This is a genomic window from Methanoregula sp. (genome assembly GCF_002835825.1).
GTDB lineage: Archaea > Halobacteriota > Methanomicrobia > Methanomicrobiales > Methanospirillaceae > Methanoregula.
Window position 1 is genome coordinate 1 of record NZ_PIZH01000046.1, and the last position, 9,240, is coordinate 9,240.

The 9,240-nt window shown below is 56.5% G+C and carries 9 protein-coding genes; 5 read left to right on the forward strand and 4 right to left on the reverse strand.

The genetic code is table 11. From position 1 onward, the window contains the following. Positions 1–41 precede the first annotated feature (41 nt). Both CW742_RS03050 and CW742_RS03055 read right to left on the reverse strand, forming a co-directional pair. Positions 42–1,373 carry an NAD(P)/FAD-dependent oxidoreductase gene (locus CW742_RS03050; protein ID WP_292416262.1) on the reverse strand — a complete coding sequence of 444 codons (1,332 nt, stop codon included), beginning with the start codon at positions 1,371–1,373 and terminating at the stop codon, positions 42–44. Positions 1,374–1,466: 93 nt separating this feature from the next. Further along, on the reverse strand, positions 1,467–2,417 hold the full coding sequence (locus CW742_RS03055) for a hypothetical protein (protein ID WP_292416265.1): 951 nt from the start codon (positions 2,415–2,417) through the stop codon (positions 1,467–1,469). A 63-nt stretch (positions 2,418–2,480) separates the two neighbouring features. On the opposite strand from CW742_RS03055, the gene CW742_RS03060 reads away from it, so the two are divergent. Both CW742_RS03060 and CW742_RS03065 read left to right on the forward strand, forming a co-directional pair. After that, positions 2,481–3,227 (forward strand): DUF128 domain-containing protein, encoded by a 747-nt coding sequence (locus CW742_RS03060; protein WP_292416267.1) that lies wholly within the window; start codon positions 2,481–2,483, stop codon positions 3,225–3,227. A 103-nt stretch (positions 3,228–3,330) separates the two neighbouring features. Next, positions 3,331–4,032: a glucose-6-phosphate isomerase family protein gene (locus CW742_RS03065; protein ID WP_292416270.1), complete on the forward strand. Its 702-nt coding sequence runs from the start codon at positions 3,331–3,333 to the stop codon at positions 4,030–4,032. Here CW742_RS03065 and CW742_RS03070 read toward each other — a convergent pair. Next, positions 3,980–4,762 (reverse strand): NAD+ synthase, encoded by a 783-nt coding sequence (locus CW742_RS03070; protein WP_292416274.1) that lies wholly within the window; start codon positions 4,760–4,762, stop codon positions 3,980–3,982. The genes CW742_RS03065 and CW742_RS03070 overlap by 53 nt on opposite strands. Before the next feature lie 19 nt (positions 4,763–4,781). After that, entirely contained in the window at positions 4,782–5,459 is a 678-nt protein-coding gene (locus CW742_RS03075; RefSeq protein ID WP_292416276.1) for a hypothetical protein, read from the reverse strand. A gap of 109 nt (positions 5,460–5,568) precedes the next feature. Between CW742_RS03075 and CW742_RS03080 the strand changes: the two genes are divergently transcribed. Genes CW742_RS03080 through thiL form a run of 3 tightly spaced genes read left to right on the forward strand, consistent with a single transcriptional unit; the run spans position 5,569 to position 9,138 of the window. Further along, positions 5,569–6,423, forward strand: coding sequence for an RIO1 family regulatory kinase/ATPase (locus tag CW742_RS03080; protein WP_292416280.1), 855 nt, complete (start codon positions 5,569–5,571; stop codon positions 6,421–6,423). Further along, positions 6,408–8,372, forward strand: coding sequence for a DUF460 domain-containing protein (locus CW742_RS03085; RefSeq protein ID WP_292416283.1), 1,965 nt, complete (start codon positions 6,408–6,410; stop codon positions 8,370–8,372). Before CW742_RS03080 ends, CW742_RS03085 begins: the two co-directional genes overlap by 16 nt. Next, entirely contained in the window at positions 8,365–9,138 is a 774-nt protein-coding gene (gene thiL / locus CW742_RS03090; RefSeq protein ID WP_292416286.1) for a thiamine-phosphate kinase, read from the forward strand. The genes CW742_RS03085 and thiL overlap by 8 nt, the downstream gene beginning before the upstream one ends. The last annotated feature ends 102 nt before the right edge of the window (positions 9,139–9,240 follow it).

Consider the following 9,240-nt stretch of genomic DNA (forward strand, 5'->3'; position numbering starts at 1 on the left):
CCCGTCAGGTATCCGGGAACACGGCTTTGGGGGAAGGGGTCTCAGCGGTGTTCGCGTTTTTTCAGGACTTCGGAGGCATACTTTGCCAGCCCGTAGACCCCGTCGGTGGACGGATGGACTTCGATAAAATCGGAAAAGTCGTGTACCGAGAAGTGACGCCTCATTAAAAGTGCCACATAACCGGCAATCAGTCCGCCCCCGGGAGAGGCCGTTGCCATCCCACTTAGCGTGCCATCCGGTGCAACGAGAATCTTTGCAAAGCCGGTATCTGAGGACGGGACAGCCCAGAACGTTCCGGGTCCGGCTACACCGGGAATGACCAGAGGTTTTGCCCGGGGATGGTTGTTGGAGCAGAACGCAAGTTCATACCCAAGGTTGAGAGCTTGCGGAATGGCTGAGTAATCCATCTTCCTTTGTGCCCCGAGAATATTGTCTGCTGCCACGATCCCCTGCAACCGGGCAACCGGAGTCAGGAACGGTGGGCCGGTAACATCGCCTGCTGCAAAAATTCCCGGGAGGTTCGTCCGCATGTAATCATCGACAATTACCTCGCCGTTGGGTCGCTTTGCGATTCCTTCGAGCATCCCGGAATTAGGTGCGAGTCCTGCTGCTACGAGAATCGCGTCGCAGCCAATTACACTCTCTTTTCCACCGTGTTTCACGGTGATTTCAAGGGTTTCCCCCGCACGTCGGACCGCAAGGACATCAGTGCCCTCCCGGATCTCCACACCGGCAAGCTCGCGTTCCGCCCGTTTCCGGATGGTCTCATCGAGATTTTTCAAAAAACCGCTCCGGGAAAGAACCGTGACCCTGCTCCCGAACCGGGAAAAGATGTAGGCAAATTCCGCTGCCATGATCCCCCCGCCGATAATAATTAGCCTCTTTGGCAGGGATTTCATGGCCTTCAGGGAATGGGGTGTGAAAACACCCACATTATGGATACCATCAATGTCCGGCAGTGCCGGGCGCGACCCGGTGGAAAGGATGACAGCATCACCGTTCAGTCTCTCGCTGCCGACAACAACCTCCCTGCCATCAAACTTCCCCTCCTGTCCGTAGAGAATTTCCACGCCGGCGTCCCGTGTCTCTTTGTCAAGAACACCCGCGATGGTCTCCTGCACCTTTGTCATCTCGTGCAGGAGCGCCGTAAAGTCGAGATCCGGGACCTTCCCGAGGATCCCGAGCTCGCTGAACGTTCCCGCGGCCTGGATATGCCGTGCAACGTCATTCAAGGCACAGACCGGCATGCACCCGTAATGGAGGCACTGTCCGCCTATACCGCCTTTCTCGACGAGCGTGACCTCCCTGCCGGCAGTTGCCAGCCGTATCGCGGCGAGCCGTCCTGCGGGACCCCCGCCAAGGATCACGATCATGGGTGCCTTCCCTTCCGGCTGAAGCGGGAATTGTTGCAGGGTATGCCCCTAGTAACACGAATAAAAAGAGGAAAATGCGGGATCATGTGCGCGTCAGAAGACTTCGACGCCCTCATCCATTGGCTCTGAGAGCAGTTCACCGGTAAATGCATTCACTTCCACGATCTTTTTGCCCCGGATCTGCCAGACCGGGATGTAGACCTGCCTGGTCTCCACGGTGATATTCTTCCGGTCGGGCTTCAGGACCTTCTCCTCGTAGAAGATAGCGTCCCCCTTCTCCTGCTTGATCCGAACCTTCTGGGTCAGCCGGTCGATCAGCTCGCTGACGATCCGTTCTGTTGCTTCCTCTTTCCGGATATGGGGATCGCACACCTCAGCCCCACCGGGGATCTCTTTCTCCTCGGCCAGTTTCCCGTCTAGGTCGATCCTGATCCCGTTGATGGCATTGATGGCTCCCCACCCGTCGGCATCGAACGGGATCCGGCGGTCCTTGTACACCTGCTCGCCGGTGCTGGTGAAGTGGAAGAGGAAGTAGGGCATGAACCGGAGCTTTGCCTGACCCTGGACGCCCCCGCTACGAATTGCAGCCTGTTCTGTAATCTTGACCGGGAAATGGAGGAGCGTAATCCCGGAAGGCTCATCCCTTACTGCCTCAGCCGCAGCGGCAGCTGTTGCCTTTGCCCGTGATGCGGTGAGATCGAGGGCAAGTTCGCGACCAACGATATCTGCAAGCACTGCTTCACCGGTGTACCGTACAAACTCCTCGACACCCCACTGGATGCAGTTCTCTGTGGTGATATTCTTATCAAGGGTGAAAAGCAGTTTCTTGCAGGTCATCTCATGGTCGTCGATCATAAGACTGTAGTTGGTTTTATCAAACTGGGCGATCATGTTCCGGTCGTTTGAACAAAGCACAAGAATGCATGTGCTGTCATGAATCGCAGAAAGATCGAGGGGGTCATCGACCTCTTCCACCTCAAAACGAGCCGCTTCAAGAATGAGTCTCATCGCATTCTTGGCTTTTTCCCGCATGTCGTGTTCCATTAAGAATACATTTTCATGGTCTTATAGAACAATTTTTCTATTGAAATGCCCGAGATTACTGTAATGAACCCCCCTCTGAAATTTGTCAACAACTCAATCGAGGACTATGCCATCCAGACAACGTACGATCCGGCAAAAAATGAGGGGAGCATTGTCTACAACCTGTCCCTGGTGAAAACAGAGGACCTGGAATTTGCGATCTCGGTTCTCAAGGATGCCCATAAGACCGGCCTCAGCGTGAGCGGGCGGGTCAGGTTCCTTGAACCGGGGGAGAAAATCTCCAGTTTTACCATTCCTCCTGGCAACACGGGAATCTGCACCATGTGCAGTATCACGTTTGACGGGATCCTGATCCGTCATGGCATTCCAATACGGCCTATTGGTGGTGGAATTGTAGAGATCGAGAACCGGACACCGGTCCGGTTCACCCACATAATCCTTTATGAAAACACCACCATCGATCCGCTCCAGGTCCTGATGTCCCAGAAGACCACCTCTGTGACTGATGTGATGCGCAAAGGCAGTGGCAACATTCTTGCCAATATCCGGGAATTTCACATGGAAGCTGAGTCCCTTGTCGGCCAGGTGCTTGATGAACTATCGGGCACCGGCTTCTCCCCCGTTCTTGACGTTGGCATGCCCAACGTTCCCCTCCTTGGCGTCCCGGTCAGCCCGCAGTTTATCGGTATTGCGGCAATCGGGGGAACGAATCCCCTTGCAGCGATCCGGGAAGGCGGCAGATGGGTCCAGGTCCAGGCCATGAAAGGCCTCATGGACGTATCGGAAATGGAAGAGATCCGGGACTACTAACGAACGTCTTCGTTCCTGAATGGGACCCTCTGAACGTCTCTCCAGATGCCAAGAAAAACTGCGACACCCGGTATTATCTACTTGAAAGGTGAACGATGTGGTTATGTTTGGGTGGGACGGGGAGCTGCCTCCCCCAACGGTTCGGACAATCGATGAGATGCGACCGGTCCTTGCCGACCCGAAATGTGCACATGAGGGTCCGTTGTATTGCATGTATCGTGACCTTGCACAGTCCGATGCCGACTGGACGTGGCTGCATGCCCACAAACTGCGGTATGACCTGACGGTTATTCCCCCCGGCAACCTTTGCGGTGAATGGGTCAAGACCAAAGGCCATTACCACCCGAGGAACCCGTGCGGCGTGGGTTACCCGGAGATATATGAGGTCCTGGAAGGAAAAGCCCGGTATCTCCTGCAGTCCCTGGACCTCCTCGATATTGTCATGATCGATGCACGTGCCGGAGATCTTGTCGTCATCCCGCCCGGATACGGCCATGTCACCATCAACCCGACCATGGATGAGACGCTGGCCATGGCAAATATCGTCTCAACAGAATTCGAGAGCGAGTACGGGGAGTATATCTCCCGCCACGGAGCGGCCTATTTCGCATTCTGTAACGGCGAGATCCGGAAGAATGCCCGTTACCCCCGTGTTCCCCCAGTACGATCGGCGAGCCCGGGTTCCGGCCGCGGGGGCGTTCCCAAAGGGCCCCTCTACAGCCTTATCGGGGACGAGAAGGTCTTATCCTTCCTCAATTATCCCGAACGGTTCGGTCCTCTCTTTGAGAGACTGTTAACAGATTAGGGGCAGGCATTCGCTTGTGCCCGCTCTTTTTTACCAGTGCGAGAACCTTTGCTTCCGTGGGATTTTGTGCCTTCCATGCATTCTCTTCAAGTGCCCTGAGTGATGTATCGATCTCGGCGTAGGAAAGCCCGATCTCCTTCTCGTCGCTTTGCCCTTCCCACAATCCGGCAGAAGGGACCTTCCTGATGATGGCCTCAGGGATGTCAAGTTCCCGTGCGGCCACGTAAATATCGGACTTGAAGAGATGGAGGAGTGGCTGGATATCGGCTGCATTATCGCCGTTTTTTGTGCAGTAGCCCAGCATGTACTCGCTCCGGTTCGAGGTGCCACAGACAATCCGGTGGTCCCGGTTCGCGTAATAGTACAGGGTGACCATCCGGATCCGGGCCATCAGGTTCCCGAGGAGATAGGGGGTTTCTGTAAAGCCGGGCAGGGACCGGAAGCCTTCGAGCATCGGATCGATACTAACCACATCATGGGGGATTGTTAACCGGCTGCACAGGTTGGCTGCATCGCGGAGATCGTCAGGATTGCTCACTGATGAAGGCATCAGGAGGCCCAGTACGTTTTCCGGCCCCACGGCCCGGCAGCAGAACGCGGCCGCTACTGCAGAGTCAATCCCCCCACTCAGGCCTACGACAATCCCTTTGCACCCGGTCTGCCAGTAGGCATGCCGGATCATCTGCTCGACCCTGCCCATGCGGCACCCGAGCCCGTCTTCAGTATCCATACGATTCTTCCTCTAATTGTTACCGGGTTTCTTCATCAACTGTTCGGTGCGTGTGCTGTCCCGTATCGGGCTCCTGCGCAGCAGAGATCATCTCGCCAAGATTCAGGATCGCGTGGGGTGCCGCCGGGTGGCGAAGGGTATAAGCTCCCAGCAGGGTTTTCACATCCTCATACAGAGAGTCATTTTCCTGTGCAGCAGGTACGGTGCCCGCTTCCAGCCCGTGAATTTGGGAATACAGAGCGATCTCGCTGGAGGGAATATGGCAGAAGGGGGCGATTACGGGGAGTGTTCCCGTCTCCTCCGGTCTCGCCCTGATGCCAGTCATCGGCTCTCCCCTGAAAATTCCGGCAAGGATTGCCGCAGAGCAGTCTTCGAGTGTGGTTGCCCATGCAATCCTGGTTGTTCCGGCTCGTATCACTGCGGAAACGGGATTCTTTGGGCCATCCCCCACGATCCCCGATACCCGGATATCCCTCCGCTTACCGGTCAGGTTCTGGAGAAAGAAGAGAAGGGCATTTTCAGCAGGATCTCCCGTGAGGATCACAGCAATATGATCGCCCGTCTGCATTCCTTTCTGCTGGCGGATCGTGCGCTTGGCTTTTGTCTCGATGTCGGCAACAAGGTGCGCCTCGCAGAGATACTGGCCGGAATATGGCTGGTAATGAATAGCGTCCTGCCTGCACTTGCTGCACTGCATCCGTCTGACCCGATCATTTCTGGACAATGTAAGATGTTTAAGGTTATGCAACCCGGAATGCTCAGGTGCTGAAGGTTTTATACTCTTGCACATAACCTCTCTAACGGATATGGTCGTCGCCGCGGAACAGATCCGCAACCTGAACAAATACGAGAGGTCGATCCTGCTTGCCCTTGAACGCGGGATGAAGCGGTACTCCTGGGTACCGCTCGAACACATACGTACCGCAACAAAGCTCTCAGAATCCGAGGTCAATTATCGCCTCTCCCGGCTCATTGCCTGGGGGATGGTCCGGTTCAACCCGGTGCCGTACGATGGGTATGCTCTTGTCTTCGGTGGATACGATACGCTGGCCCTCACGGCGCTGACCCAGAAGGGAAGTATCTCGGCCCTTGGCTCGCTTCTCGGGGAGGGAAAGGAGTCGATTGTGCACGAGGCACTCGGTCTTGGTCCCGTTGCCATCAAGTTCCACCGGGTTGGTCAACGCTCGTTCTCGTCTGCACGGGTGAACCGGGAGTATATGGAGGAGGGGCACTGCCCCTGGCTGATTGCCTCAAAAAGGTCGGCGGAGCGAGAATATCAGGCCTTAAAAGCCCTGCACCCTGAGGTCAGCGTCCCACTCCCCATTGCCCAGAACCGGCATGCTGTGGTGATGTCTCTTATTGAAGGATTGATCCTTAACCGTACCCCCCTTGAAACCCCGGAAAAAACCCTTGATGAGATCCTCGAAAATGTCCGGAAAGCATACCGGGCCGGCATCATCCATTCGGATCTTTCTGAATACAATATCCTTGTTGAGAACGGGCTGTGTGTCCTCATTGACTGGCCCCAGTGGATCGGGAACGATAACCCCAATGCTGAGGCCATTGTAGGACGGGATATCGACAATATCCTCGCATTCTTCAAACGGAAATATAAGATACGGCGTGACCGGGAGGTTGCGTTGCAATGGGTGATCGGCTGAAGGTTTTCGGTATTGATATCATCAAAGGATCAATTCGGTCCCGCTCCCGTCGGCCGATGTACGCGCTCGTCCGGATGGACGGCTCACGCATCGAGAGTGAGACTGAGGTTTCCCTGTTCCGGCTCTTCCGCCTCCTTGCTGCGGAACAACCGGATATTCTTGCCGTTGACAGCCTGCAGGAGATCGCAGCAGACCAGCATGAACTCTTCTTCTTCCTGCAGGGTCTTCCCCCAAAGACCCGCCTTGTCCAGGTGACGGGCGGTGAACGCAAGGAGTCGCTCCAGAAAGTTGCCGGAAGGTATAACATCAGTTTCAACAAGTTCGATCCCTTTGCGGAAGCACGGACAACGGCACAGGTTGCCACGCTGGGCGCCGGGGCTGAAGTGATCGCGTTCGAGAACGAGAGCGAGGTCGTGGTCAGCCGTCACCGGTCTCCGGGCAAGGGCGGGTGGAGCCAGAACCGGTATGTGAGGAAGATGCATGGGGCCGTGCAGCTCAAGGGAAGGGAGATTGAACAGGCACTTGTTACCGCTGGCTTGCGGTACGAGAAGAAGGAGACCCGGGCCTTTGGTGGGTGCAGCAGGGTTGCGTTCCGGGTCTTTGCCGTCCGTGACCAGGTGCCGGTTTCCACATACAGGGGTGCTGACGTACAGGTACGGATCAGTGGCAAGCGGCTTGAGCGGATCCGGTTCCGCCCGCTCTCAGCGAAACCCCGGTACCTGATCGTGGGAATCGATCCCGGGACAACGACGGCCTTTGCCGCACTGGACCTTGATGGGAACCTCCTCCACCTCCAGAGCTCGCGCCAGATGACGATGTCTGATGTCATTGAGGCGCTCTACAAATTGGGAAAACCGCTCATCATCGCCTCCGATGTCGAGCAGATGCCTTTTTCGGTGGAGAAGATCCGCCGTGCTTTTTCTGCGATAGCGTTTACCCCGAAACAGGACACCAGTGTCGAGACGAAGATGGAGCTTACCGCCCCGTTCGAGTACGCGAACGACCATGAGCGCGACGCGCTGTCTGCGGCGCTCGATGCGTTTCGGCAGTACCGCCACCGGTTCCAGAACCTGATGAAGCGGATCCCGCCAGGGCACGACCTTGACGAAGTGAGGGCGCGGGTTCTGCGGGGGCAGTCGCTTGAACAGGTCATCGGGGAGATGAACACGGTTACCCCGGTTCCAGTACCTGATGCCCCTCCGGTCACGGTTGATGAAAAGCACGATGAGCGGGTGCGGGTGCTGGATGGCATGGTGAAACGTCTCAAGGTATATGTGTCCGAACTACAGGAAGAGATCAAGGCAAAGGATTACGAGATCCGCCGCATCTCCTCCTGCCTGAAGAAGGTCAGTACATCAAGGGATGCCGAACTGGCAAAGGATGCTGAAGTACTAAAACGGGACGCCGTCATCCAGAGCCTGAAAAAGCGCCTGCACAAGGAGGAGCGGCACAACCGGAACCTGGTAAAGCGCCTTGCCCGGATCCGGAAATTTGCCGAGCTCTCGATGGAAGGCGATGTTGTCCCGGTGAAGGTTATGGACACCCTCACAAAGGAGGGGCTCCGCAGGCTTGCAGATGATGTCGGTGTGGATGAGGGGGATCTTGTGTACGTTACCCGGACCGACGGGTGGGGGAGGAGCAGTGTCCGCGATATTGCGGATCTCCGCGTTCGTGCAGTCATCGTGGCAGAGAAGACCTTTGGCGGGGGGGACCCGCACCTGTCTCTCTCGTTTCGTGAGGCCGGTATCCCGCTCCTCTCCGATAAGGAGACGATCACTCAGGTCCGGGGAAAGCAGGGGCTCTGCGGCAAGGATGCACTGGAGTCCGCGCTCGCCCGCTGGAAGGGAGAGCAGGAGCAGCACGAGCGCGAGAAGAAAACGGAACTGATCGAGCACATCTTCAAGGAGTACCAGAGCGAACGGGGTAAGGTGGTGAAGAAAGGTGGATGACCGGGATCTTCTGAAAACTGTGATGGGCATTGTCGGGAAAGAGAAATGCAGTGACGACTGTGCCGAATTTGCCTGTGGCGGGCAGGTCATGGTGGCGACAACCGACATGCTCCACCGGTCAACCGACTTTGTTCCGGGGATGAGCGACTGGCAGGCAGGCTGGATGAGCGCGGCGGTCACTCTCTCAGACATTGCGAGCATGGGCGCTGCACCGAAATATCTCCTGATTGCCGTCGGCCTTGACGACTGGAAGAGCCTTGAGGGCGTCATGCAGGGGGCAAAGGATTGCTGCACGAAGTACGGTGCGGAGATTATCGGCGGCGACATCGACCGGCACAACGAGCTTACGATCGTGACCACCGGCCTCGGCATTGTTGAAAGGCGGGATATCATACGGAGGACCGGGGCATGGCCGGGCGATCTTGTCTGTATCACTGGTACACCAGGGCAGGCACAGGCATGGCTGGACGGGTACCCCCAGTTCGAGAAGTTTTTATTCGAGCCGCAGCCCCGGGTAATCGAGGGACAGCTTCTCGGGAAAGCCGGCGTGAGCGCAATGATGGATGACAGCGACGGCATTGCCCTTTCGCTCTACGACCTGATGAGCGTGAACGAGAATTGCGGCGTTGCACTCGACTCCTCAAAACTCCCCCTGCCTCCCGGCATCCCCGTAGAACAGGCACGCGAACTTGCTCTTTACGGCGGTGGTGACTATGAGCTTGTTCCTTATACACTTTTTCCCCGTCCGCGGAAGGGGATGGTGTAGATGTGGGTGGTCCCCGCGTCAGTAAAAAAAAACAGTGTATACATAACTCCTAGGTATCGTAGTGGTGGTCACAGTCTATGTGTGACTAGACGAGCTAGACAA

What these genes read in the sequence shown, in the direction of transcription:
- CW742_RS03050 (WP_292416262.1), bottom strand. Translation starts at nt 1,373, where the DNA reads ATGATCGTGATCCTTGGCGGGGGTCCCGCAGGACGGCTCGCCGCGATA.
- CW742_RS03055 (WP_292416265.1), bottom strand. Translation starts at nt 2,417, where the DNA reads ATGGAACACGACATGCGGGAAAAAGCCAAGAATGCGATGAGACTCATT.
- CW742_RS03060 (WP_292416267.1), top strand. Translation starts at nt 2,481, where the DNA reads ATGAACCCCCCTCTGAAATTTGTCAACAACTCAATCGAGGACTATGCC.
- CW742_RS03065 (WP_292416270.1), top strand. Translation starts at nt 3,331, where the DNA reads ATGTTTGGGTGGGACGGGGAGCTGCCTCCCCCAACGGTTCGGACAATC.
- CW742_RS03070 (WP_292416274.1), bottom strand. Translation starts at nt 4,762, where the DNA reads ATGGATACTGAAGACGGGCTCGGGTGCCGCATGGGCAGGGTCGAGCAG.
- CW742_RS03075 (WP_292416276.1), bottom strand. Translation starts at nt 5,459, where the DNA reads ATGCAGTGCAGCAAGTGCAGGCAGGACGCTATTCATTACCAGCCATAT.
- CW742_RS03080 (WP_292416280.1), top strand. Translation starts at nt 5,569, where the DNA reads ATGGTCGTCGCCGCGGAACAGATCCGCAACCTGAACAAATACGAGAGG.
- CW742_RS03085 (WP_292416283.1), top strand. Translation starts at nt 6,408, where the DNA reads ATGGGTGATCGGCTGAAGGTTTTCGGTATTGATATCATCAAAGGATCA.